Raw genomic sequence first — 24,408 nt, forward strand, 5'->3', positions numbered from 1 at the left:
TAGACGATCCGGGATGCAGATTTTCCCCAAAGCCCGGACGTGCCGCGCATGACCCTGTCCCCGCGCCGCCGCTGGCTGCTGTTCGCTCTCGCGCTGACGGCGGGCGTGCTCAATCTCGTGGATCGCCAGATCATCTCGGTACTGAAGCCGACGATCGCCGCCGATCTCGGCTGGAGCGACGACGACTACGGCACCCTGGCCGCCTGGTTCCAGGCCGGCGCGGCGTTCGGCTTCCTCGCGGCGGGGTGGCTGGTGGACCGGCTGGGTGCGAAATGGGCCAATGCGGCGGGCGTGGCGGCGTGGTCGCTGGCGGCGATGACTCATGGCTGGGCGCACAGTTTCAGCCAGTTCGTGCTCTGCCGCGTCGGGCTGGGCGCCACGGAATCGATGGGCACACCCGCTGGTGTGAAGACCATCGCCACGATCTTCCCGCCGAACCTGCGCTCTCTGGGCTTCGGGCTTTCCAATGCGATGAACAGCCTTGGCGCGATCCTGGCGCCGCTGGCGATCCCGGTGGTCGCGGCGGTCTGGGGCTGGCGCGCCGCCTTCGTGCTGGCGGGCGTGGTTGGCCTGTTCTGGGTCGCGGCCTGGCTCCTGGCGTCGCGCGGGGTGGACTTCGGCGACCGCCAGCCTTCCGCCACGGGCAACCTGATTTCGGGCGACAAGCTGTTCCTGAAGGAAGGCCGTACCTGGACCATCGCCCTGGCCAAAGTGCTGTCGGACGCGACCTGGTGGCTGATGCTGTTCTGGATGCCGGACTACTTCAACCGGCAGTTCGGCCTCTCCGGCACCGAGTTGGGGCCGCCGCTGGCCTTGGCCTATTGCGGCTCGGCAGCGGGCTCGCTGATCTCGGGCTTCGCGGCCAACCGCCTGCTTTCCAGCGGCTGGAGCGCCAACCGCACGCGCAAGACGCTGATGCTGATTTCCGCGCTCTGCGTGGTGCCGGTGCCGCTGGCGCTATACGTCGAGGGCTACTGGCCCGCCGTGGGCCTGATGGCGCTGACCCTGGCCGGGCACCAGGGCTTCTCGACCAACCTGTTCGGCCTGATCGCCGACGTGACCCCGCGCCACAAAGTGGGCCGCGTGACCGGCTTCGGCGCGTTCTGCGGCAACCTCGGCGGCACCGCGATCAGCAAGATCGCCGGTCTCGTGCTGGCGGCGGGGCTGGGCTACGGCCCGCTCTTCGGTTTTGCTGCGGTTTCCTACCTGCTTGCACTCGGCTGGATTCAGCTCACCATGCCCCGGATTGTCCCGGCAGAGGACACCACCTCGTCCCACGCATAGGGCGACTAAAGGAAAACTATCTTTCTCAACCAAAACGGTTGACTATAGATCCGCGCGACCAAGGGAGATCCGAATGACCATGACCTCGCTCCGCGCCGCCCGCACCCTGCTGCTGGCCTCCGCGGTACTGTTCCCGGCCGCCGCTTATGCCGACGAGGCACCGGACACCGCGTCCGGCGAGATCGTCGTGACCGCGCGCTACCGCGACGAATCGCTGCAGCAAGTGCCGATCGCCATTACCGCCGTCAGCGGCGCATCGCTGAACGACCGCGCGATCCACAACCTCCAGGACCTGAGCGCCACGGTGCCCTCGGTCGACTTCCGCAACGGCGCCTCCAACAAGGACCGCACGGTCTTCATCCGCGGCGTCGGCACCATCAGCACCTCGCCGGGTGTGGAATCCTCGGTCTCCACCGTGCTCGACGGCGTCGTGCTGACCCGCCCGGGCCAGGCCACGCTGGACGTGGGCGAAGTCTCGCGCATCGAAGTGCTGCGCGGCCCGCAGGGCACACTGTTCGGCAAGAACGCCTCCGCCGGCGTCATCAGCGTCGTCACCGCGGCCCCGTCGCAGGAATTCCACGCCTACGCCGAAGGTTCGGCCACGACCGATGAGGAATACCGCATCAAGGCGGGCGTCACCGGCGGCCTTGCCCCGAACGTCTCCGCGCGGATCGACGGCCTCTACGCCAATTACGACGGCAACGTCCGCAACGTCACCACCGGCAACGAGGTCAACGGCTACGAGCGTTACGGCGCCCGCGCCAAGATCGAAGCCACGCCCACCGACACCCTGAAGCTCACCCTCTCGGGCGACTACCTCTACTCGCACGACACCACCCCGAGCGGCGTCTACCTGCGTACCAGCCAGATCGCCTATCCCACCGGCGCGGTGACCAATTCCCCGGCGCTTGCCTCGTTCCTCGCCGGTCAGGGCATCACCCCCGGCGCCGAGAACCGCGAAGTCAGCACCAACTTCGACACCGACGTGCGCGACAAGAACTACGGCGGCTCGCTGACCGCGGAGTGGGGCCTGGGCGACTACACCGTCACCTCGATCACGGCCTACCGCGAATGGAAGAACCGCCAGCACCAGGACTACGACGCCCTTTCGGAGCTTTCGGCCACTTTCCCCGAAGGCGACGACCGCGGCATCGTGGACAACAAGCAGTTCTCGCAGGAACTGCGGCTGACCTCGCCCAAGGGCAAGTTCATCGACTACGTCGTGGGCGCCTACTACCTCCACGCCAAGACCGACGAAGTCTATTCACGCACGCTCACCCGCCTGATTTCCGGTGCCGAGAACGTGGTGTCGGGCGTGGCGAACTATGGGGTGACCAGCGACAACTACGCCCTGTTCGGTGAGGCCAATTTCAACTTCACCCCCTGGCTGCGTGCCATCGCCGGCTATCGTTCGACCTGGGACGACCTCAGCTACTATCACGTCCGCACGTCGAGCAACGACCCGACCAATTCGGGATCGACCGCGCTCGACGTGGCGGGCATCCGTGCCTACCACAATTCGGCCGGCTCCACCTCGACCCGCGGCGATTCCTATCGCGGCGGCCTCCAGGCGGACTTCCTACCGAACAACCAGGCCTATTTCACTTATTCGCGCGGCTACAAGGGCCCGGCCTACAACGCCTATTTCAACATGCGCTCGCTCAACGCGACCACGCCGCTGGACGAGATCGCGCTGAAGCCGGAAACTTCGGACTCGTTCGAGGGCGGCATCAAGGGCTCGGCGCTGGGCCACCAGATCACGTATGCGCTGGCAGTCTACTCGACCAAGTTCCACAACTACCAGGCCAACTACAACGACGTGGTCGGCGGCGCGCAAGTCACCCGCCTGATCAACGCCGGAACCGTGCAGACCAAGGGCGTGGAACTCGACTTCGGCCTGCGCCCGATCCCGGGTCTCTCGCTGGACACCTCGGTGGCCTATACCGACGCCAAGGTGCTGAACTTCATCTGCCCCGAAGGCGCGCCGTCCAGCTGCAACATCAACGGCGAAGTCCTGCCCTTCGCGCCGAAGTGGAAGCTCTACAGCAACGCCGCCTACCGCTTCGCCCTGTCGGACGCGATCGACCTCGAAGTGCAGACCGACATCACGCTCAAGAGCCGCACGCAGTACCAGTTGACCGAGACGCCGGGCACGATCCAGCCGGGCTATTACATCTGGAACGGCAGCGTGGCGCTGATCGGCGCGAACGACGGCTGGCAGCTGCGCGGGTTCGTGAAGAACATCACCAACCAGAGCTACTCCAACTTCCTCGCCAACGGCACGCTGGCCGGGATCGTCCGCTACGTCCCGCGTGACGACAAGCGCTACGGCGGGATCATGCTGCGCAAGGAGTTCTGAGGAAAAGGGAGAAGCAGGGGAGCATAGCCCCCCTGCTCCCCCAACACTGTCAAGGTCACGCGGACCAATAGCGTGGTGCGCCCATGGCGGCGTCGGGAGACATAATGGCTGCGCCGCAGGGAGCGCACGACGGACAGGGTGCGCGCAACGGTGACATTCCGAGGGTCCGGGGGATCATCCCCCGGGTCTTCTCCCTGCCTTAAAGCCCCTCACCCCCAACCCAATGCGCATCCGCCAGATAGCGCGCGAGGTTCCACACCTGCCGCCGGATATCGGGCACCGCGACGATCTCCCAGGCCTCTCCCTTGGTGACCGGACCGACCGCAAAGAGCGTGTCCTGCGGCTCGCCGCCGCCATCCCGAACCCGGCCGAGATGATCGACGTCCAGCCCCAGCCGGTGCGCGTCCGAGCGCACTTTGCCCTGGGCGAGCAGGTCCTTCACCAGCGGCGCGCCGCTGCGCATGAGATCGCCCTCGGGGCCGGTGCAATTGATCGTGCGCGATACCTCCAGCCGCACCAGCCGGTCCTCCCCGCGCGGGCGGTACGTCACGGCGACCCCGCTTTCCGTAGGCTCCGCGCCGACCAGCTTGCCCGCGACGAATTCCAGCCGCCCTTCGGCCTCGATCTCGGCAATGCGCCGCGCGACGTCCGGGGCAAGGCGGTGGCGGTGGACATCCCAGTAAGGGCGCAAGTGGCGCAGGAAACGGCGCTGCCCGGCCTCATCGTGGCGGCGCCAGAGATTCTGGGTATGCGGACGCAGCTCGTCCACGGCGGCGCGCCAGCCGATGTCCCCCGCGCGCCTGCGAACGCGGGCGATCAGGTGCGATCCGCGTTCTTCGGGCGCTGGCACGTAATCGACCGAGGGCCCCCTTTCCGAATGGGCCTGCGGCTTGAGCCCGCGGCGCGAAAGTGCGGTGATCCGGCCCCTGAAGCCCGCCTTGTCAAGCGAGAGCACCATGTCCGCCGCGGTCAGCCCGGTGCCGATCAGCAGGACGTGGTCGATCTCGTCGATCTTCTCCAGCGTGCCGGGCTGCCAGGGGTCGGTGAAGCGGCGATCCTCGGGGATGGGGGAGAGGACGGGGTGCGGCGAAGGCGGGAAATTTCCCAGCGCCAGCACGAGCGCCCGGGCCTCGATGGAATCCCCATCCGCCATCTCGACGACGACGCGGCCGTCCTCGAACCGGGTCGAACAGGCTTCCCCGTTGACGATCAGGGCGTCCTGCCCGGCATCGGCCAGCGCCCGGATCAGCAATTCGCGCAAGTAGAGCCCGTAGGAGAGGCGCGGGACGAAGCGGTTGGCCTGCTCGTCTCCGGCATGGCCGATCCAGCGCAGGAAATTGGCCTGGTCGTCGGGGAAAGCGCTCATGTTGGCGGCGCGGACATTGAGCAGATGCTCGGGCCAGCGGGTGCCGAAGGCCAGGCCCTTGGCAAGCTGGGCGTCCTTGCGCTCGATCAGGACGACGCGGACGCCGTTGCGCAGGAGATTGATCGCCAGCAGGGTTCCACTGAACCCCGCACCCACGATCGCGACAGGAAGCGCGCCGGTTCCGTTCTGAGTATTCAAGGGCAAGCTCCGTTGGGTATGTAATGCGCCTGTCTAGCGACAGGTGGCGGGTATTATCAACTTAATTGGTTGAGAATGTGACATCCCGGCCCTGAGGATCGACGAGCCGTCCGGTCCTCGCATTTCGCCCTTTCATTCCGGTCCAGCTTGCGGAGAGGCCAGGGGCGCGCCATCTGAACGAGGACAATGTCGCTTGCCACCGATCTTCCCGACCTGCTGACGGCCATTCGTGCCTGCCGCCTCTGCGAGGACCGTCTTCCCCACGCTCCGCGGCCGGTGGTGCAGGCCGCGCCCGGCGCGCGGCTGGTCATCATCGGGCAGGCGCCGGGCAGCAAGGTCCACGCCAGCGGTCACGCCTTCGATGACGACAGCGGCGACCGTCTGCGCGACTGGACCGGGATCGACAGCGCGACATTCTACGATCCCGCGCTCGTCGCCCATATGCCGACGGGATTCTGCTATCCGGGCAAAGGTAAAGGCGGCGACCTGCCGCCGCAGCCGGCCTGCGCGCCGCTCTGGCACGGCCGCCTGCTCGCAGCGTTGCCGGGACTTCGGCTCACGCTGCTTGTGGGCCAATACGCCCAGAAGCGCTACCTGCCGCGTGGTTTCGCGCCGAACCTGACAGAGGCCGTGCACCGATGGCGGGATGCGCCGGAGGGACTGTTCCCCCTGCCGCATCCTGCCTGGCGCAGCCGCATATGGATGGCGCGCAACCCCTGGTTCGAGGGCGAAGTGCTGCCGGACTTGCGCGAACGCGTCCGGCACGCACTGCGCGGCTGAAGGGCGGCCGGACCGCCTCAGAAGGTGTAGGCGATGCCCGCGCCGACGGTCCACTGGTCGGAACTGCCGCGAAGCGACGTATAGGGCGTGTTCTTGCCGTCCTTCAGCATGGCCGAGTAATTGAGCGCTCCGAACAGTGCGAAACCGCCGTCGCGCAAGTCGCCCGAGAGGTCGTAGCCGACCAGGGCGCCCAGACCCACCGTGTCCCAGCCGCTTTTCGCTTCGTAGACCGGCAGGCCGGACGCGGCGGACTGCTCGGGCGTCACCGAGTAGTAATAGCGGGCGTAGTCGCCGTCGGCATGGTGGGCGCGGGCGTTCACCGCCACGACCATCGCCTTGCTGACCGGGGTCATGTAGGTCACCTGCGGCTGCCAGACCATGCCGCCGTAAGCGCCGTTGACGTCCCACTTCACATCCGCGGAAACGGTGAGGGAGTCGTAGGGATTGAGCAGGCGATTGACCGTCACGCCCGCCGTTCCGCCCACCTCGATGGCGGCATCGAGCTTGCCGGCGGCGCGCACGACATCGTCCTTGATGCGGCGGTTGCGGTTGAACGACACGCCGAACACCGGACCGGCCGAGAAGTCGATCTTGGAGCCGCGGGTCGAAGGAATGAGGTTGAAGGCAAGGCCGCGGGTACGGGGATTGACCTCGATGCCCTTGTAACGCCCCTGCACCACCGGGATGGGCGAGAAGGTCTCATCGTCCGAACCTTCGTAGCTCGGGCCGTAGAGGGCACCGACGCCGATCGTCAGGTGATCGCGCTCATAGACGTTGTCGGAAGCGTCGGCGTCCTGCGCCAAGGCAGCCGTTGCCGAAAAAGCGGAGATGCAGGCGCCGGAAACGAGAGCGGCGATCAGGGGTATGCGCATGGGAATCCTTGTCAGGTTTCCCCGCGCAACGCCTGCACACCCCTAAGGGTTGCCCCGGAGTACCTCCGGAATGGATTGAAAAAATGGCAAAATATTCGGGAACTTTATCCGACCCGGATCATGCGGCCTGTTGCGGAAGGCTCTGGTCGCCCTCGCCCAGCTGGCGCTGCATGAGGAAGACGTCGAGCCACTTGCCGTGCTTCCACCCCGCCCCGTCCAGCGTCGCAACCGGGCGGAAACCCGCGCGGGCATGAAGCACGACAGAGGCCGGTTCGCTCTCGGCAATAACCGCGAAGGCTTGCCGGAAACCGCGCGTTTCGCACTCTTCGAGCAAAGTGGCGAGCAGGCGTCCGCCGATGCCCCGCCCGATGCAGGCCGGTGCGACGTAGATCGTCGTCTCCACACTGTAGCGATAACCGGCACGCGGGCCGTAGCGATGGGCGAAGCCGAAGCCGATCACGCGGCCCTGCTCGCCTGCCGCGCCGCCTTCGCGCACGACGAGGAATGGATAGCCGGCATCGACGATATCGCGGATCCGGCGCTCGCTTTCCGCAAGGTCAGGCGGCTCCGTCTCGAAAGTTGCGGTACTTTCGAGCACATAGTGTGCATAGATCTCGGTAATGGCTGCGGCATCCTCGATAGAAGCGCTGCAGACGGTCAATTCCTCGGTCATTGTCATCACAATGCCGCAAAGCCCGTGCCCTGCCAAGTTGCGGCAGGCATAACCTGTCCTTAAACGGTACTCCGATGGCCACTTTTTCCTCCGATCTGGCAATTTTGGGCGGCGGCCTCGCCGGATCGCTGATCGCGCTCGCCATGGCGCGGCACAGGCCGGACTTGCGCGTCCTCCTCGTGGAGCGGGAAGACCGGCTGGGCGGGGACCATGTCTGGTCCTTCTTCGAGACCGACGTGGCGCCCGCGCACCGCGACCTGGTAGAGCCGCTGATCGCCCGGCGCTGGAGCGGCTACGACGTCCACTTTCCCGGCTACTCGCGGATGCTGGCCACGCCTTATGCCAGCGTGACCAGCCAGCGGCTGGACATGATGGTCCGCGCCGCCCTGCCCGCCGAGGCCCTGCTCACCGGCGTGACCGTGGCCGAAGCCGGCCCGCAGCACGTCGTGCTGGCCGATGGCCGGCGCCTGAATGCCCGGGCGGTGATCGACGCGCGCGGCACGCACGGCTTGCCCCATATGGCGGGGGGCTGGCAGAAGTTCCTTGGCCAGATGCTGCATCTTTCGGTGCCGCACGGCCTGGAACGGCCGGTGGTGATGGATGCCCGCGTCGACCAGCTCGACGGCTACCGTTTCGTCTATTGCCTGCCTTTCGGCGCGCGCGAGGTCTTCGTCGAGGACACCTATTATTCCAGCGACCACCGGCTCGATACCGCCGCCTTGCGCCAGCGCGTGGGGGATTACGCCCTGGGCATGGGTTGGCATGTCGATTCCGTCACCTATGAGGAGACGGGCGTGCTGCCGGTCATCGCGGGCGGCGATTTCGAGAAGTTCTGGAACTGCGCTCCGGATCCATCCGTTGCCCGGGCCGGAACGCGCGCCGCTCTGCTTAACCCGATGACATCCTATTCCTTTCCCGATGCTGTAAGATTTGCCATGCACCTGACCACTCTCGACAACCTCTCCGGCGACAGCCTAGGAAGGACGAGTCATGCATGGGCCGCAAATCACTGGCGCGGGGGGCGCTTTTACCGGATGTTGACGCGCATGCTGTTCGGGGCCGCGCGCCCGGAGGAACGCCGGGCCGTGCTCGCGCGGTTCTACACCCTTCCCGAAACGCTGATCGAGCGCTTCTACGCGGGCCGTCCCGCCCTGGCCGACATGGCGCGTGTGCTGGCGGGCAAGCCGCCGGTGCCACTGGGCGCGGCGATGGCCAGCCTTGCTGGACGCGGCTATCCGCTGGCGGACCTTGCGCCCGCAACCGAAAGCCGTAACCGATGAAGAAGGCCTGTGTCATCGGCGCCGGCTTCGGCGGTCTCTCCCTTGCCATCCGGCTGCAAACCTCCGGCATCGAGACCACGCTGGTGGAAGCGCGCGACAAAGTGGGCGGCCGCGCCTACGTCTGGGAGCGCGAGGGCTTCACCTTCGACGCCGGCCCCACCGTCATCACCGATCCCGATGCCCTGCGCGAACTGTGGACGCTCTCCTCGCAGGACATGGCGGACGACGTCGACCTGATGCCGGTCATGCCGTTCTACCGGCTCAACTGGACCGACGGCGTCACCTTCGACTATTCGAACGACGAAGTGGCCCTGCGCCGCGAGATCGCCCGCGTCGCCCCGCGCGATGCGGCGGGCTACGACGAATTCGTGCGCTACGCCGCCGGGGTCTACCAGGAAGGCTACGTCAAGCTGGGGCACGAGGCATTCCTCGATTTCTCCAGCATGGTGAAGGCCGCCCCGGCGCTGGCCCGCTACCAGGCGTGGCGCTCGGTCTATTCGATGGTCAGCCACTATGTGAAAGACGAGCACCTGCGCCAGGCGCTCTCGTTCCACACCCTGCTGGTGGGCGGCAACCCGATGACCACCAGCGCGATCTACGCCCTGATCCACAAGCTGGAAAAGGACGGCGGGGTCTGGTGGGCGCGGGGCGGCACCAACAAGCTGGCGCAAGGCATGGCCCGCCTGTTCGAGCGGCTGGGCGGAACGCTGCGCCTCGGCGAAAAGGTGGTGCAGATCCACACGCTGGGCGATCAGGTCACCGAGGTCGAGACCGAAAGCGGCTGGAAGCAGCGCTTCGACGCGATCGCCAGCAATGGCGACATCATGCATACCTACCGCGAGCTGCTCTCGGGCAACCAGCGCGGGCAGGACATGGCGCACAAGCTGAAGAAGAAGCGCTTCTCCCCCAGCCTCTTCGTGGTCCATTTCGGCCTGGAAGGCACCTGGCCCGGCATCCCGCACCATACGATCCTGTTCGGCCCGCGCTACAAGGGCCTGCTCGACGACATCTTCGAGCATGGCGTGCTGCCGCGCGACTTCTCGATCTACCTCCATCACCCGACCGTCACCGACCCGTCGATGGCCCCGGCGGGCAAGAGCACGTTCTACGCGCTGGTCCCCGTGGCCAACATGGGCAAGCTGCCGATCGACTGGGCGGAAGTGGGCCCGATCCTGGAAAAGCGGATCCTGGCCGAAGTCGGCCGCAGGCTGATCCCGGACATCGACGACCGCATCGTCACCAGCTTCCACTACGCCCCGCCGGACTTCGAAAGCGACCTTGGCGCCTATAACGGCAACGGCTTCAGCCTCGAACCGCTGCTGACCCAGAGCGCCTATTTCCGCGGCCACAACCGCGACGACAAGCTGAAGAACTTCTACTTGGTGGGTGCCGGCTGCCATCCCGGCGCGGGCATTCCCGGCGTCGTCGGTTCGGCCAAGGCGACTGCGAAGCTGATGCTGGAAGGGTTGAAATGACGGTAGCCGAGCCGGCCAGGGCGCTCCACGCCCTGAACCTGGCCTGGGGCTGGACCGGCGTGGACTTCGCCGAGATCGCCGGCCAGAGCCTGATGGGGCACCTGCTGGCGATCGACCGCAAGGGAACGTTCCACTACGTCGATCCCGATATCCTGGCCGTGACTCCTCTGGGAGACGAATCCGCGGCGCGGCGCCACATGGCGCTACCCGAAACCAAGGCCATCTGGCGCGCCGATGCGCTGGTCGATGCGGCCACGCAGCGGCTTGGCCTGACGGTCCTGGGGGAAGTCTATAGCCGGACGCTTTCCGCGATCCTGTCCGGCGACTATGGGCATGAAAACCTGGTCCGGATCGACCTCGTCGACCTGATCTACCTGACCGGCGACCTCGCCCGGCAGACCCGCGATCTGCCGGACGGCGCGCGGGTACAACTGAAGGCTACCTGAGTCATGAAACGCATCGCCGTCTACTGCGGCTCCGCCACCCCCGCCGATCCCCGCTACGTCCAGCTTGCCCGCGACGTAGGCTCGGCCCTTGCCGCACGCGGCATCGGCGTCGTCTACGGCGGCGGCCGCCTGGGCCTGATGGGCGCCGTGGCTGCCGGCGCGCTCGAACAGGGCGGCGAAGTGATCGGCGTGATCCCCGAGGCCCTCACCGGCGCCGGCGGCAAGGGCGGCGAAGTGGCCAATCACGACTGCACCGAGCTTCACGTCGTCAAGACCATGCACGAGCGCAAGGCCGAGTTCACGCGCCTGTCCGACGCATTCCTGGTGCTGCCCGGCGGCGTGGGCACCATGGACGAGCTGTGGGAAGCGGTAAGCTGGGCCCAGCTCGGCTATCACGACAAGCCAGTGGGCGTGCTCAATTCCTTCGGCTTCTACGACGGGCTGCTGGCTTTCAACCGCCACATGGCCGAAGTCGGCTTCGTGCGCCCGGCCCACCAGGGCATCATCCTGGCCGAGACCGAACTCGACCTCCTGCTCGAACGCATGGAGGCCCACGAGCCGATCGTCCCGATCGTCAGGATGGACCCGGACACGCTGTGAGGGTTGCGGGTGGCGACTGACAACCTCCTCGAAACCGCGGCCCGGAACGGCATGCTCCAGGGCGGGGTGGCGCTCGATCGTGCCCGCCTCGTCAAGGAGGCCCACCGCTCCATCCGCAAGGGATCAAAGAGTTTCTCCGCCGCCAGCCGCCTGTTCGACCGCGAGACGCGCGAGCGCGTCTGGCTGCTCTACGCCTGGTGCCGCGCCTGCGACGACATTGCCGACGAGCAGGATCATGGCCGCGCCACCGGGCCGGTGCGGCTCGGCACCCGGCTCTCGCCCGAGGACCGGCTGGCGACGATCCGCACCCTAACCGAACTGGCGATGGCAGGCGAAACCACCGGAACGCCTGCCTTCGACGCACTCGGCCAACTGGCGCGCGAAGTGCCGCTGACGGACGCCATGGTCGAGGACGTCCTGGCCGGTTTCGCACTCGACGCGGCCGACTGGCGCCCGCGGACACAGGCGGACATGCTGCGCTATTGCTATCACGTCGCCGGCGCGGTGGGCGTGATGATGGCCGCGGTCATGGGCGTCGCCCCCGATGACGACGATACGCTGGACCGCGCCTGCGACCTCGGCATCGCCTTCCAGATCGCCAATATCGTCCGCGATCTCTGGGAAGACGACGCACAGGGGCGCTGCTACCTGCCGATCGAATGGCTGGTGGAGGCGGACATTCCGCCCGGCGAAGTGACCAAGCCGCACTACCGGGCGGTACTGGTGCCGATGGTGGCCCGCGCCTGCGCCCTCGCGCGGGACTACGAAAGCTCCGCCAGAGTGGGCGCGACGCGCCTGGCTTTCCGCCAGCGCTGGGCCGTGCTCTCGGCAGCCAATATCTACGGCGGCATCGCCCGCGAAGTCGAACGTCTCGGCGCCCATGCCTGGGATCACCGCGTCAGCACCTCGCGCGGCGAGAAGCTGACTCATGTCTGGTCGGCGCTCGAAGAAGCGCGCAGGCTGTCCGACGCGGCAGGGGACGCGCCCCGCCCCGCTCTCTCGCGGCGGCAATTGAGAGCCCTGGCCAAGACTTGATGAACGGGGGGATGGGCCGCACGGCCATCCACCGAGAAAGCCGGGGCCATACCTGCCTTGCGCGTGACAGGGCCACAGCCGATCCGGGAAAACGAAAGCCCGAAGGCTCCGGCTTGCTGGACGTCGCGGCCGACCTTGCGGCTCTGCGGAACGATATGCGGTGGACCCGAGGAACTCGCGGCGAGATGCGCCCAAGGGCGATTCGCGGTCGCAGGGAGACCATGCCGCGACTTGCCCCGGCGGACAACCGGAGCACCCCTGCCAATCTGCCGCCCGCGCCGCGCCTGAGACGAACCGTTGCCTGGCCCGATCCTGCCCGGATTCGCGCCAAGCGCCATGAAACATATGAAAACTACGGCGAACCGGTGGGAGCCTCCCGCCCCCCGGTGCGTTTCACAATTTGTAACAATTAGGGAGAACCGCCATGCTCTTCACCATTGCCGCCATTCTGCTGGTCCTCTGGCTCCTCGGCTTCGTGGTATTCCACGTATCGAGCGCGCTGATCCACGTCCTGCTGGTCATCGCGATCGTCGTCGGCCTCGTCCAGCTCTTCCGCGGCGGCCGAGCGGTCTAGTACCGACACGGTGATCGCTCCGCCTTGCCACAAGTGAGGCGGACGGCACGAAAAAGCGATCCGGGGCCAGGCGCCCCGGATCGCTTTTTCATGTCCGGCGCCGACTAAGCGCGGGACGGCCGCGTCTCAGGGACGCTTGCCGGGCGCGTAATAGCCGGGAGGATAGTTGAGGCGGCGGAACAGCCTGCCGCGCTCGGAATAGAGCACGAAGATCAGCGCCGTCAGCCCTGCTGCCACCATCGATGCCAGGATCGGCCGGGGCGTGCCGTCATAGGCCTGCCCGATCAGCGCGCCCAGCACGGCGCCCATCACCATCCGCACGAACGACATGATCGAGGCCGCCGCCCCCGCCGTGCGCGCGAAAGGCTGGATCGCGATCGACTGGAAGTTCGAGCCGATGAAGCTCATCATGCACATCGAGAAGGTCATCAGCGGAATGAAGACCCACAGCGTCTCGCCCTCGAGAGCGAGGAAGAAGTGCAGCACGGAGCTGGCGATATAGCCGAACAGCGCCGTCTGCGAGACGCGCCGCGCGCCGTAGCGCTGCACGATCCGCGAATTGACGAAGTTGGTGGAGGCCATGACCAGCGCCATGCCGCCGAACACCGCGGGGAAGAAGAAGCCGGCGCCGAAGTGCTCGGCCACCAGCTGCTGCGCGCTGTTGATATAGCCGAACATCGCGCCCTGCACGAAGCCCACGCCGAAGAGATAGCCCACGGCCTCACGCGTGCGCAGGGTGAGCGCCATGTTGGTGGCTATCACCCTGGGCCGGATTTCCTGCCGGTAGTCGGGGTGCAGCGTCTCGGGCAGGCGCAGCGCCGTCCAGATGCAGACGCACGTGCCCAGCACGCTGATCAGGCCGAATATCCAGCGCCATCCCGCCACCAGCATCACGCCCTGCCCCACCATCGGCGCGATCATCGGCACGACCATGAACGTCATCGACACCAGCGATTGCATGCTCGCCATCCGGTCGCCCTCGAAGCGATCGCGAATGACCGTCATCGGCATGACCATCAGCGCCGAAGTGCACAGCCCCGCCACGGCGCGAGCGGCCAGCATCATCGGGAACGTGGTCACCACCGCGCAGGCCAGCGCGCTCAGGACATAGGCGGCAATTGCGAAGAGCAGCACCGGCCGGCGTCCGTAACGGTCGGCGATAGCGCCGGGAAACAGCGAGCCGAGGCCCGTGCAGATCAGGAACACCCCTACGATCAGCTGTCGCTGATTGGGATCGACGACCGAAAGGTCGCGGCTGATCTCGCCCAGAGCGGGCAACATGATATCGATCGAGAGCGCCTGGAGAGCCTGCAGCGCGGCCATGAGGACGACGAACTCGACCCCCCGCATCGGAAACGGCGCGGGATTCGCTGTGTCGGAGGTCATCCCCGGCGCATGCAGCACTTGGACCGGACTGGCCAGCTTTTTCGCGCCTTGGCTCATGCTTTTACCGGCCCGTGCTTTTGCCGGTCCCTGCTCTTGGACGTATACGGCCTATATCGCCGCGGCCTATAGGACCATGATGGCAGCGCACGAAACCGAATCGGCCGCCGGGGACGAAGCGGACGGCCTGCGCAAGGTCATCCATGTCGACATGGACGCCTTCTACGCCAGCGTGGAACAGCGCGACGATCCCGCCCTGCGCGGCAAGCCGGTGGCGGTGGGCGGCTCCTCGCTGCGCGGGGTGGTGGCCGCGGCCAGCTACGAGGCGCGCACTTTCGGCGTCCGTTCGGCCATGCCCTCGGCCCGGGCGGCGCGGCTCTGCCCGGACCTGATCTTCCGCAAGCCCCGCTTCGAGGTCTACCGCGAGGTGAGCCAGCAGATCCGCGCGATCTTCCACGACTATACCCCGCATGTCGAACCGCTCTCGCTGGACGAAGCCTATCTCGACGTCACCGCCGATCTCAAGGGCATCGGCTCCGCCACCCGCATCGCCGAGGAGATCCGCCGGCGCATCAAGGCGGAAACCGGCCTGACCGCCAGCGCCGGGGTTTCCTACAACAAGTTCCTGGCCAAGCTCGCCAGCGACCAGAACAAGCCCGACGGGCTCTGCGTGATCCGCCCCGGCCAGGGCGCCCAGTTCGTGGCCGTCCTGCCGGTGCGCCGTTTCCACGGCGTGGGCCCGCGCGGGGCCGAGAAGATGGCACGGCTCGGCATAGAGACCGGCGCGGACCTGCGCGCCCGGGACATCGGCTTCCTGCGCGCACAGTTCGGCAGCTTCGCGGAATACCTCTACCAGGCCGCGCGCGGGGTGGACCTGCGGCAAGTGCGCGCCAATCGCCCGCGCAAGTCGGTAGGGGGCGAGCGCACGTTCTTCGACAACATCCAGGGCACCGAGGCCCTGCGCGAGACGCTCGGCAATATCGTCGACATCGTCTGGGAGCGGGTGCAGCGCGCCGAGGCCCGCGGCCGCACGGTCACGCTGAAGCTGCGCTACGCCGATTTCCAGACGCTCACCCGCGCGCGTTCGCTGCACCATTTCGTGGCGGACAAGGCGGAATTCTCCGCCCTCGGCCATGCGCTGCTGGAGGAGCTGCTGCCCCTGCCCCAGCCGATCCGGCTGATGGGCCTGACGCTTTCGGCGCTGGAACGCGGCGAGGAAGACAGCCGGCCGCCCAAGGATGGGCAATTGCCGCTACTCTAGCAGAAGACGCGATCTGGCCGGACGGTCGTCCCGGCCCCCCGTCACCCCCGCCCCCCGTCACTCTTCGCGCACCAGCACGACCCGCGCGCCACTGGCGCCCGGCAGCCGGTCGATCTCGCGGTAGCCCAGTTTTTCCGCCAGCTTCAGCGACGCCAGATTCGCTTCCGCGACGATGCAGGCCGTGCGCCGCGCCCCGTGCGCATCGAACCATTCAAGCGCCGCGCGGCCGGCCTCGGCGGCATAGCCCTGCCCGTGGAAGCCGGAGGCCAGGGTCCATGTCATTTCCACCTCGGTTTCCGCCCGCGCGCCCAAGTCGCGCATGAAGCGGGCATGGCCGAGCTTGCCGACATAACGGCCCGACGCCTTCTCCAGCACCGTGAACTGGCCGAAGCCTTCGAGCGTCCAGTGCCCGACATCGCGCTGGAACCGCGCCCAGGCCTCGGCACGACAAAGCGGAGATCCGCCGATATGGGTAACGACCTGCGGATCGCAGAACATCTGGCGCATCGGCTCGAAATCGGAGCGGATCGGGCGTCTCAGCAGGAGCCGCTCCGTTTCGAGGCCGATCGGCGCAGCCTCGGCGCCCTCCACCCGGTCATCGCGCATATTCGGACACCCACAGCTGCAACTCGCCCGGAAGCCGCGCCGCCATCCGTGACGGCAAGGCATCGAGGGCGAAGAAACGGGCCTCGACGATCTCGCGGCCATCGACATGCGGGCTGTCCTGCGTCCAGCCCGCGACGATGTGGACGTGATTGCTCGCGCCCACGAGGTCCTCGGTGGCGACCATGAGCAGCCGCGCATCGGCCAGCGTGCAGCCGGTTTCCTCCAGCAATTCGCGCCGCGCCGCCGTGACCGCCTCCTCGCCCCGGTTGAGACCGCCGCCCGGCGGCATCCATTTGCCCGAGCCGTAGGAATGTCGCACCAGCAGCACCCGTCCCCCGGCATCGAGCGCGAGCACCCGCACGCCGTCGAGACGCGGGCGCCGCACCCGCCACACCTGCCTGCGGCCCCAGTGGGCCAGGCGGTAGAGCGTCCGGTGCAGCGACGCCGGGAGCAGGTTCAGCAGGCCGTTCAGCAGAAGCAGGTCACCTTGTGCCGGGCCGCGCGCAGCAGCCGGGCGACGGGCAGGTCATGCTCGCCCTGGATCGCGGCGTCGAACACGGCGCGCTTGTCGGCACCGCGGATCACGAAGACGATCTCGTCGCTGTCGGTCAGCGCCGGGATCGTCAGGCTCAGGCGGTCGAACGGCGCTTCGGGCGGCAGTGGGTCGGGGGTGATCCGGCGGACCGCGTGGGGATCGTCGACCTGCGGGTCCGTGTTGGGAAAGAGCGAAGCGATGTGCCCGTCCCCGCCCATGCCCAGCCAGGCGATGGCAAAGTGCGGCGGCTGGGCCTCTTCGGTCAGCGGCACGATCCGTGCGCCGACCGGCTCCAGGCGGGCGCGGATCTTGCCGACATTGCTGGCGGCATGATCCTCGTCGACGATGCGGTCGTCTCCCGGCCAGACCGCGATGCGGTGCCAGGGCAGGTCCATCGCCGCCAGCCGGTCGAAGATCGGGAACGGGGTGGAGCCGCCGGGGACGGTGATCGCGATGTCGTCCGGGCTGGTCGCCAGCGCGGCCCTGAGGCGCTCGGCAAACCAGGCGGCGATGGCGCCATCGTCGGCGCCTTCGATGAGTTCGAGTTTCGGCATCCGCGTTGCTTAAGCCGGTTTTGCCGATTGCGCGAGAGGGAGCTTGCGTCCAGCTCCCGGCGGCGGACCCTTTAAACGCGAACGGCGCCGCCCCCGGTGGGGAGCGACGCCATCCTGCTTCCGGAACGGACCCGCAAAGGGACGGCGTTTCCGCGCCGGAAAGGGCCAGCCCGCAGGCGGGTGGCCCCTCATTCCTGTCAGGCGAGAATTTCGCGCAGGAACCAGGCGCGCTGCTCGGCCTGGTCGGTCCAGTCGTCGATAATGCCGTCCGTGGCGTTGTCGCCCGCTTCGCCGGCCAGTTCCTTGGTGGACTTGAGCGCGGCGACATAGGCGCTGTTGTCTTCGAACAGTTCCTTGACCATGCCCATCGCATCCAGGCCGGTATCGTCCTGGTTCGCGACCGAGGTCTTCGCGGCGATCGAGCCGATCGAGGTCATGGTGGTGCCGCCCAGCTTGCGAACGCGCTCGGCAATGAGGTCGGTCAGGCCGAAGATCTCGCCGGCCTGGGTGTCGAACAGCAAGTGCAGGTCATGGAACTGCGGGCCGCGGACGTGCCAGTGGAAGTTCTTCGTCTTGATGTAGAGCGCGAAGGTGTCGGCCAGCAGCCCGTTCAGGCTGTCGATCAGAGCGGCCCTGGAATTGTCCTTGGATGTCATGCCGTGGTTCCCCAATTGCTGTGTGACGTTGCATGCCGGCCTTGGCGATCTGGCCCTGGCCCTCGATGTCTTATGTAGATTTGTGAACGCGGAATTGAACCCCCGGTTCACGATCAATTTCCGATCAGAGTATCGAAAATTCCCGCAGGAACAGAACCAGCGCCGCCGCAAGCAGGCCAAGCCCGACGATCCGCCGGACCCAGCGCAAGGCGGCAAGATCGAGAAGATGAGGGCCAGCCCAGGCCGCTGCGGCCAGCACGGCCCCGCCCACGGCACCGGCCGCACCGGAAGCCAGCGGCGCCGCCATGYCCACGCCCATGCCGAATATCAGGACGCGGGCCGCGTCGGTCGCCTGGTTGGCGAGCAGCACCAGCAGCAGCGCGCCCAGCGAATTGGTCGGCTCGGCCGGGCGGCGGCGCGGCACGAGGACCAGCGATTCCAGTCCCGCCAGCCCGAGCGCCATGCCGGCGAATATGGCCCGCGCCGGTGGCGGCAGTTCCGCCAGCATCAGCCCCGCCAGCCAGGCAGCGAAGGCGGCGGTGAGCACCGCGCTCAGCAGGGCGACCAGCAGGACACCCGGCCGCCGCCCCTGCCGCGCGGCAAGACCGGCGATCGTGACCTGGTCCCGCGCGCCGAAACCGGCGAGCAGGACCGCGATCAGCGTCAGGTAGAAGGCAGGCACCCGCCGGTTCGCGCGGGAGGCGTTGCCGTCAGCCCGCCTTCTGGCAGGCGATGATCGCCGCGATCACATTGGCGGTATCACCGGCATCGCGCACGCAGATCGTGTCGAGGCCCATGGCCTTCGCCGGATAGTCGTTGCCGCCCGGGAAGATGGCATCACCGATGAACAGCATGTCGGCCTCGGCCACGCCGCTGTGCTCGGCCAGGCGCTTGAGGCCCCAGGCCTTGTCGACACCGGGCTGGGTGACGTCCACCGAAGTGGCGCCGCCAAGATTCACCGAAACGCCGGGCAAGCGCTTCACCAGGTCGGCCTGGATCACCTTGCGCTTGGCGAAGTCGGGATCCCAGACTTCCTTGGCTTCGAGCGGGGCCTGCTGGCCGAGCGCCGAGAAGGTGATCTGGCTGCCGCGATCCTCGATCCGTTCGCCCCAGGTTTCTTCCGGGGTGAAGCCGGTGGCGGCGAGCGAGGCGTCGAAAGCCTCCAGAATCTCGCGCTTCTGTTCGTCGGTGAACAGTTCGGCGTAGACCGGGGTCCAGGCCTCATCCTTGTGGACGTAAAGCTTGGCGCCGCTGGTCGGCATCAGCCAGAGCCGCGAACGGTCGGCATGGGCGGGCAGGCGGCTGGCCACCTGCTTGTCGAACTGGGGCCAGTCGCCACCGGAAATCACGGCGACTTGCGCCACTTCCAGCAGTCCGGCCATGAGCTGCGCCATCTCTTCGGTCAGCGGCTGCTTGCTCAGCGCCAGGGTTCCGTCGAGATCGAATGCGATGATCTGCTTCATTCCATGCCTTTTCGCATTTGCGTGTGAGAGCGCCCTGCCATCAACGGCGGGAGAAGGAAATCGTGTTCCTGCGCCAATACGATGACAATTTCTGCGACTTGTGCGGAAAATTCCATGAACCGCAGCCTCTTGGCGCCAAAATGCACCTGTTTTCGCCCGTCTTCGGAACGCGCTCTCGGGCCGGTTTGGAACCCTGGAGACGACCGTTCGTTGCACTGCGACATTCGGCCGATCCGGCGCAAGTTTCGCCGCAAGAGGGGTGGCCATCCTCTTTCGAAGGTGCAAGACTGAACGTAATGACCGATCCACGCGAAAGTCCATCGCTGGCGGAACATGGCGCAATTCCGCGCGATCTGCCGCCTCCTCCTCCTCTGACGCCCGGATTTCGCCCGGAATTCGACACGGAAGCCTTCGACACGGAAGCCAAGGTCGTCCCCGCTCTCCTGGACGCGGATGAACCGATTGCGCTGTTCCTCGACTTCGACGGCACGCTCGTCGAGATTGCCGACCATCCCGACGGGGTGATCGTCCCCCCCGACCTGCCGAAAAGGATCGCGCGCCTGTCGCAGCGCCTGGACGGACGCTTCGCGATCGTGACCGGGCGTTCGCTCGATGCGCTGGAAGCCATGCTCGGGCCGCTCGACGTGGCGGTCGCCGGATCGCATGGCGGCGAGTTTCGGGCCGCGGGCACCCGCGATGTCGTCCCGCTCGCCCAGCCCCTGCCCCCCGTGGTCGCGCAGCGCCTTTCGGACTTTGCCCGGGCCCATGGCGACCTGCTGGTGGAGCCGAAGCCGTTCAGCATCGCCGTCCATTACCGCCGCCGGCCCGAAGCCATGCCCGCCCTGCTCGCCTGCGCGGCCGAGACCGGCGAGGCGTTCGGCCTGAAACTGAAGCACGGCAAGCAGGTGATCGAACTGTCGATGCCCGGTTCCGACAAGGGCAGCGCGGTCGATCGTTTCATGCAAATGGCGCCGTTCGCCGGTGCCAGGCCGCTCTTCGCAGGCGATGACGTGACCGACGAGGACGCTTTCGCGGCCGTGACCCGGCTCGGCGGCGCAGGAATTCTTGTCGGGCCGATGCGCCGGACTCTCGCCCGCTGGCGGCTGGACGGTGTACCCGCCGTGCACGACTGGCTCGCGGGCGCCACGCCCGACCACGCTTCACATTCGAATAGGGAGAACAGCCCGGCATGAGCTCGCTCGAACTCTGGCCCATCGGCAATTGCCAGGTCTCCGGCCTGATCGACACCAGCGGCGCCCTCGTCTGGGGCTGCGTTCCCCGGGTCGATGGAGACCCCACGTTCTGCGCCTTGCTCCGCGGCGCGGAAGGGCAGGACGCCGGCACCTGGCGCTTCGAACTGGAAAACCAGGTCTCGGTCACCCAGCGCTATTCGCGCAACACACCGATCCTGATCACCCGGCTGGAAGACGCGGGCGGCGGGGTGGTGGAAGTCATCGACTTCTGCCCTCGGTTCGAACGCTCGAGCCGGACCTATCGCCCTGTCGCCTATGCGCGCATCGTTCGCCCGGTCAGCGGATCGCCCCGCATCCGCACGGTGCTGACGCCGATGAGCGGCTACGGCGCGCAGCTCGCGCCCGTCACGCGCGGCTCCAACCACATCCGCTACCTGGTGGAGCGCAACACCCTGCGGCTCACCACCAATGCCCCGGTGGGCTACGTCTTGGACGAGCGCTACTACCGGCTCGAAACCACCCAGCACTTCTTCCTCGGCCCGGACGAGCCCTTCACCGGCGATATCGAGCACGAGCTGGAATCGATGCTGCGCCACACCGGCGACTACTGGCGGCTCTGGGTGCGCGGGCTGGCCACCCCGCTGGACTGGCAGGACGCGGTGATCCGCGCCGCGATCACGCTCAAGCTCTGCCAGCACGAGGAAACCGGCGCGATCGTCGCCGCGCTCACCACCTCGATTCCCGAAGCGCCGGGCAGCCAGCGCAATTGGGACTACCGCTATTGCTGGATCCGCGACGCCTATTACACGGTCCAGGCCCTCAACCACCTGGGCGCGCTGGACGTGCTCGAGAAATACCTCTCCTACTTGCGCAACATCATCGACGATGCCGAGGGCGGCGCGATCCAGCCGCTCTATGCGGTGAGCGGCGGACGCGAGATCATCGAATGGGAAGCGCCGGACCTGGCAGGCTACCGCGGCATGGGTCCGGTGCGCATCGGCAATGCGGCTTATTACCAGGTCCAGAACGACTGCTACGGGCAGATCGTCCTGCCCGCGATTCAGGCGTTTTCCGACCAGCGCCTGCTGCGCATCGCCACGCACGAGGATTTCGCCAGCCTGGAACAAGTGGGCGAAATGGCCTGGAAGACTCACGACCAGCCCGACGCCGGACTTTGGGAACTGCGCACCCGCACGGCCGTGCATACTTATAGCAGCGTCATGAGCTGGGCCGCCTGCGACCGCCTGGCCAATGCCGCCGAGTTCCTGGAACTGCAGGACCGCGCCGCAATCTGGCGTGAGCGTGCGGCCACCGTGCGCAAGAACATCGACGAACATGCCTGGCACGCGGTCGAGGGCGCCGACTTCGACGATGGCGGTGCCGGGGGCCACTATGCCGCCAGCTTCGGCGGATCCCAGCTCGACGCCAGCCTGCTGCAGATGGTCGAGCTGCGCTACGTCGATGCCGACGATCCGCGGTTCCAGGCCACGCTCCAGGCGGTGCAGAAGGCCCTGCGCCGCGGCGAACACATGCTGCGCTACGATAGCGAGGACGATTTCGGCCTGCCCGAAACCGCCTTCAACATCTGCACCTTCTGGCTGATCGAGGCGCTCCACCGCAGCGGCCAGGACGAAGAGGCACGCCGCCTGTTCGAGGCCATGCTCAACCACCGCACCCGCTCCGGCCTGCTTTCCGAGGACATGGATTTCGAGACCGGCGAGCTGTGGGGGAACTTTCCGCAGACCTATTCGCTAGTAGGTATCATCAATTGTGCCGGGCAACTGTCCCGGTCTTGGCGGGACTGGCGCTGAGTCCGTTTCGAAATTTGCTTCAGGCGAATTTCGCGGAATGCTCGCCGGTCCCGCAAAACGCGTCCGCTCCGTGCTCGCGGACGCGTCACAGGGGAATGTAAATGGGTAGACTGATCGTCATCTCGAACCGGGTCTCGGTTCCCAAGGCGGCTGGGGCCGCCGGGGCGCAGGGAGGGCTCGCGGTGGCGCTCAACTCCGCACTTCGCGAACATGGCGGCATATGGTTCGGCTGGTCCGGGCAGGAGACCGAGGACTTCACCGGCCACCTCGACATGCAGCGCAACGACGGCATCACCACCGCCACGATCGACCTCGAACCGCAGGATATCGAGGAATACTACAACGGTTATGCCAATCGCACGCTCTGGCCCTTGTTCCACTACCGCATCGACCTGACCGAATACGACCGCAATTTCGGCGAAGGCTATGAACGGGTGAATGCCCGCTTCGCCGATTCGGTGCTGCCGCTGATCGAGAACGAGGATCTGGTCTGGGTCCACGACTATCACCTCCTCCCGCTCGGCTCGCAGCTGCGCGAAAAGGGCGTGAAGAACCGCATGGGCCTGTTCCTCCACACGCCCTGGCCGCCCACGCGCCTGCTGGTCTCGCTGCCGTTCCACGAACGCCTCGTGGCCTCGATGCTGGAATACGACGTGATCGGTTTCCAGAACACCGAATGGCTGGAAAGCTTCCTGCACTATGTGCAGAAGGAAATGGGCCTGAAGGTCAATCTCGACAATTCCGTCGAGTACCAGGGCCGCAAGATCATCGCCCGCGCCTTCCCGATCGGCATCGACTTCGCGGAATTCACCGAATCCGCCGCCGGCCCGGGGGCCAAGGAAGCGCATGACCGGCTGAAGTCCAGCGTGCGCGGCCGCAAGATCCTGATCGGCGTCGACCGACTCGACTATTCGAAGGGCCTTGGCGAGCGCTTCGAGGCTTTCGGTCGTTTCCTGGCCGACAACCCGGACGATGCGGGCAAGGCCGTGCTGCTCCAGATCGCGCCCCCCTCGCGCGGGGACGTCGCCAGCTATCAGCAGATCCGCGAGGACCTGGAGCGCAAGACCGGGCACATCAACGGCGCTTATGCCGATGTCGCCTTCGTGCCGATCCGCTACGTCAACCGCGGCTATCCGCGCGACCAGCTCGCCGGGTTCTACCGCGCGGCGGACATCGGCCTCGTCACGCCTCTGCGCGACGGGATGAACCTCGTCGCCAAGGAATATATCGCGGCGCAGGATCCCGAGAACCCCGGCGTGCTCATCCTTTCGCAGTTCGCGGGCGCCGCGCATCAGCTGAAGGACGCACTCCAGGTCAATCCCCACTCGATCGAGCACGTTGCGGAAACAATTCGCAAGGCGCTCGACATGCCGCTGGCCGAACGCCGCAAACGCCACGCCAAGCTGCTCGCCTCCGTGCGCGACAATGACGTCCAGCGCTGGCGCGAGGATTTCGTGAAAGCGCTGGAAGGCAAGCCCCCGCAGCGGACCAGCACGACCAGGCAGGACGAAGTGGCCTGACGTTTCAGTTCGACCCGGAAGAACGGTCGTCCATCATGAAATCGCCTGTCATTTGCGAAACGTAACTCGCCTGCCACCAATCTGACCTCTAAACTCGCTAGAAAGGGAAATGCGGAGGCGACTCCGCAAGGTCACGCGGCAAAGCCGCGGGCTGCAGGATGACCAGAAAGGGATCCGGGAAACCGGACCCAAGAAGAACAGGCACTAGAATGACGATGAATACGACTCTCTATGGCGAGTGCGTCAGCGCTGGCGGTTCCACCGCGGTGCGCATTTCCGATCTCGCCAGCCTTGGCTGCGCCGTGGAGACCGATGCCCCGGCCGCCAGCATCGAGGGCGATCTCACGCTCTGGATCGGCGCCATAGGCCCGTTCGCGGCCACGGCCACGCGGCGCGATTCGCGCAGCCTTTCCGTCCGCTTCGCCGAGCCGCTGGACCGGCAGATCGTGCAGCACTTCGCCCTGATCTGATGGGGCGGACGAGA

The 24,408-nt window shown here is 66.9% G+C and carries 24 protein-coding genes; 14 read left to right on the forward strand and 10 right to left on the reverse strand.

The genetic code is table 11. From position 1 onward, the window contains the following. Positions 1–48: 48 nt before the first annotated feature. The gene (locus tag AB4Z00_RS02630) at positions 49–1,284 is read left to right on the forward strand and encodes an MFS transporter (protein ID WP_314464060.1); all 1,236 of its coding nucleotides are present in this window, start codon (positions 49–51) and stop codon (positions 1,282–1,284) included. A 73-nt stretch (positions 1,285–1,357) separates the two neighbouring features. Continuing rightward, the gene (locus AB4Z00_RS02635) at positions 1,358–3,643 is read left to right on the forward strand and encodes a TonB-dependent receptor (RefSeq protein ID WP_134093974.1); all 2,286 of its coding nucleotides are present in this window, start codon (positions 1,358–1,360) and stop codon (positions 3,641–3,643) included. A 199-nt stretch (positions 3,644–3,842) separates the two neighbouring features. Here the strand turns inward: AB4Z00_RS02635 and AB4Z00_RS02640 are convergent, their stop codons facing one another. Further along, entirely contained in the window at positions 3,843–5,207 is a 1,365-nt protein-coding gene (locus AB4Z00_RS02640; protein WP_442044867.1) for an FAD/NAD(P)-binding protein, read from the reverse strand. Positions 5,208–5,393: 186 nt separating this feature from the next. Between AB4Z00_RS02640 and AB4Z00_RS02645 the strand changes: the two genes are divergently transcribed. Further along, entirely contained in the window at positions 5,394–5,987 is a 594-nt protein-coding gene (locus AB4Z00_RS02645) for a uracil-DNA glycosylase family protein (RefSeq protein WP_442044869.1), read from the forward strand. 17 nt (positions 5,988–6,004) lie between these two features. Here AB4Z00_RS02645 and AB4Z00_RS02650 read toward each other — a convergent pair whose 3' ends face one another. Together AB4Z00_RS02650 and AB4Z00_RS02655 are read right to left on the reverse strand one after the other, a co-directional pair. Then, on the reverse strand, positions 6,005–6,859 hold the full coding sequence (locus AB4Z00_RS02650) for a MipA/OmpV family protein (RefSeq protein WP_431567950.1): 855 nt from the start codon (positions 6,857–6,859) through the stop codon (positions 6,005–6,007). 118 nt (positions 6,860–6,977) lie between these two features. Continuing rightward, complete coding sequence (locus AB4Z00_RS02655) at positions 6,978–7,532, reverse strand: GNAT family N-acetyltransferase (RefSeq protein ID WP_132268427.1); 555 nt, start codon at positions 7,530–7,532, stop codon at positions 6,978–6,980. Between the two features lie 74 nt (positions 7,533–7,606). On the opposite strand from AB4Z00_RS02655, the gene crtY reads away from it, so the two are divergent. From crtY to AB4Z00_RS02685, 6 genes are all read left to right on the forward strand, one after another. Continuing rightward, positions 7,607–8,812: a lycopene beta-cyclase CrtY gene (crtY, locus tag AB4Z00_RS02660; protein ID WP_442044871.1), complete on the forward strand. Its 1,206-nt coding sequence runs from the start codon at positions 7,607–7,609 to the stop codon at positions 8,810–8,812. Beyond that, positions 8,809–10,287, forward strand: coding sequence for a phytoene desaturase (locus AB4Z00_RS02665; protein ID WP_134093969.1), 1,479 nt, complete (start codon positions 8,809–8,811; stop codon positions 10,285–10,287). The genes crtY and AB4Z00_RS02665 overlap by 4 nt, the downstream gene beginning before the upstream one ends. Next, entirely contained in the window at positions 10,284–10,733 is a 450-nt protein-coding gene (locus tag AB4Z00_RS02670) for a hypothetical protein (protein ID WP_132268421.1), read from the forward strand. Before AB4Z00_RS02665 ends, AB4Z00_RS02670 begins: the two co-directional genes overlap by 4 nt. A 3-nt stretch (positions 10,734–10,736) precedes the next feature. Next, positions 10,737–11,333 (forward strand): TIGR00730 family Rossman fold protein, encoded by a 597-nt coding sequence (locus AB4Z00_RS02675; RefSeq protein WP_132268419.1) that lies wholly within the window; start codon positions 10,737–10,739, stop codon positions 11,331–11,333. A gap of 51 nt (positions 11,334–11,384) precedes the next feature. Beyond that, the gene (locus AB4Z00_RS02680) at positions 11,385–12,368 is read left to right on the forward strand and encodes a phytoene/squalene synthase family protein (protein ID WP_132268759.1); all 984 of its coding nucleotides are present in this window, start codon (positions 11,385–11,387) and stop codon (positions 12,366–12,368) included. 424 nt (positions 12,369–12,792) lie between these two features. After that, complete coding sequence (locus AB4Z00_RS02685) at positions 12,793–12,942, forward strand: lmo0937 family membrane protein (protein WP_132268417.1); 150 nt, start codon at positions 12,793–12,795, stop codon at positions 12,940–12,942. A 126-nt stretch (positions 12,943–13,068) separates the two neighbouring features. Here the strand turns inward: AB4Z00_RS02685 and AB4Z00_RS02690 are convergent, their stop codons facing one another. After that, complete coding sequence (locus tag AB4Z00_RS02690; protein ID WP_132268415.1) at positions 13,069–14,328, reverse strand: multidrug effflux MFS transporter; 1,260 nt, start codon at positions 14,326–14,328, stop codon at positions 13,069–13,071. 136 nt (positions 14,329–14,464) lie between these two features. On the opposite strand from AB4Z00_RS02690, the gene dinB reads away from it, so the two are divergent. Beyond that, complete coding sequence (dinB, locus tag AB4Z00_RS02695) at positions 14,465–15,586, forward strand: DNA polymerase IV (protein WP_314464071.1); 1,122 nt, start codon at positions 14,465–14,467, stop codon at positions 15,584–15,586. Between the two features lie 57 nt (positions 15,587–15,643). Here the strand turns inward: dinB and AB4Z00_RS02700 are convergent, their stop codons facing one another. The 6 genes from AB4Z00_RS02700 to AB4Z00_RS02725 all read right to left on the reverse strand — a co-directional run bounded on the left by AB4Z00_RS02700 (position 15,644) and on the right by AB4Z00_RS02725 (position 19,400). Beyond that, the gene (locus tag AB4Z00_RS02700) at positions 15,644–16,192 is read right to left on the reverse strand and encodes a GNAT family N-acetyltransferase (protein WP_442044874.1); all 549 of its coding nucleotides are present in this window, start codon (positions 16,190–16,192) and stop codon (positions 15,644–15,646) included. Beyond that, positions 16,182–16,577: an NUDIX domain-containing protein gene (locus tag AB4Z00_RS02705; protein WP_442044875.1), complete on the reverse strand. Its 396-nt coding sequence runs from the start codon at positions 16,575–16,577 to the stop codon at positions 16,182–16,184. Before AB4Z00_RS02705 ends, AB4Z00_RS02700 begins: the two co-directional genes overlap by 11 nt. A gap of 83 nt (positions 16,578–16,660) precedes the next feature. Beyond that, a complete protein-coding gene (locus AB4Z00_RS02710; RefSeq protein WP_442044876.1) occupies positions 16,661–17,281 on the reverse strand; it encodes a 6-phosphogluconolactonase in 621 nt (206 codons plus the stop codon). Between the two features lie 197 nt (positions 17,282–17,478). Further along, positions 17,479–17,937, reverse strand: coding sequence for a Dps family protein (locus tag AB4Z00_RS02715; RefSeq protein WP_132268409.1), 459 nt, complete (start codon positions 17,935–17,937; stop codon positions 17,479–17,481). Positions 17,938–18,061: 124 nt separating this feature from the next. After that, entirely contained in the window at positions 18,062–18,619 is a 558-nt protein-coding gene (locus AB4Z00_RS02720; RefSeq protein WP_442044877.1) for a hypothetical protein, read from the reverse strand. 28 nt (positions 18,620–18,647) lie between these two features. After that, the gene (locus AB4Z00_RS02725; RefSeq protein ID WP_132268405.1) at positions 18,648–19,400 is read right to left on the reverse strand and encodes an HAD-IIB family hydrolase; all 753 of its coding nucleotides are present in this window, start codon (positions 19,398–19,400) and stop codon (positions 18,648–18,650) included. Positions 19,401–19,696: 296 nt separating this feature from the next. On the opposite strand from AB4Z00_RS02725, the gene otsB reads away from it, so the two are divergent. From otsB to AB4Z00_RS02745, 4 genes are all read left to right on the forward strand, one after another. Then, the gene (gene otsB, locus AB4Z00_RS02730; RefSeq protein ID WP_442044878.1) at positions 19,697–20,593 is read left to right on the forward strand and encodes a trehalose-phosphatase; all 897 of its coding nucleotides are present in this window, start codon (positions 19,697–19,699) and stop codon (positions 20,591–20,593) included. After that, positions 20,590–22,404 carry a glycoside hydrolase family 15 protein gene (locus AB4Z00_RS02735; RefSeq protein ID WP_442044879.1) on the forward strand — a complete coding sequence of 605 codons (1,815 nt, stop codon included), beginning with the start codon at positions 20,590–20,592 and terminating at the stop codon, positions 22,402–22,404. Before otsB ends, AB4Z00_RS02735 begins: the two co-directional genes overlap by 4 nt. A gap of 101 nt (positions 22,405–22,505) precedes the next feature. After that, entirely contained in the window at positions 22,506–23,924 is a 1,419-nt protein-coding gene (gene otsA / locus AB4Z00_RS02740) for an alpha,alpha-trehalose-phosphate synthase (UDP-forming) (RefSeq protein WP_132268399.1), read from the forward strand. A 209-nt stretch (positions 23,925–24,133) separates the two neighbouring features. Next, positions 24,134–24,394, forward strand: coding sequence for a hypothetical protein (locus AB4Z00_RS02745; protein WP_314464080.1), 261 nt, complete (start codon positions 24,134–24,136; stop codon positions 24,392–24,394). Positions 24,395–24,408: the final 14 nt, after the last annotated feature.

Source organism: Novosphingobium sp. YAF33, from assembly GCF_052113265.1.
In the GTDB taxonomy this organism is placed as follows: Bacteria; Pseudomonadota; Alphaproteobacteria; order Sphingomonadales; family Sphingomonadaceae; genus Novosphingobium.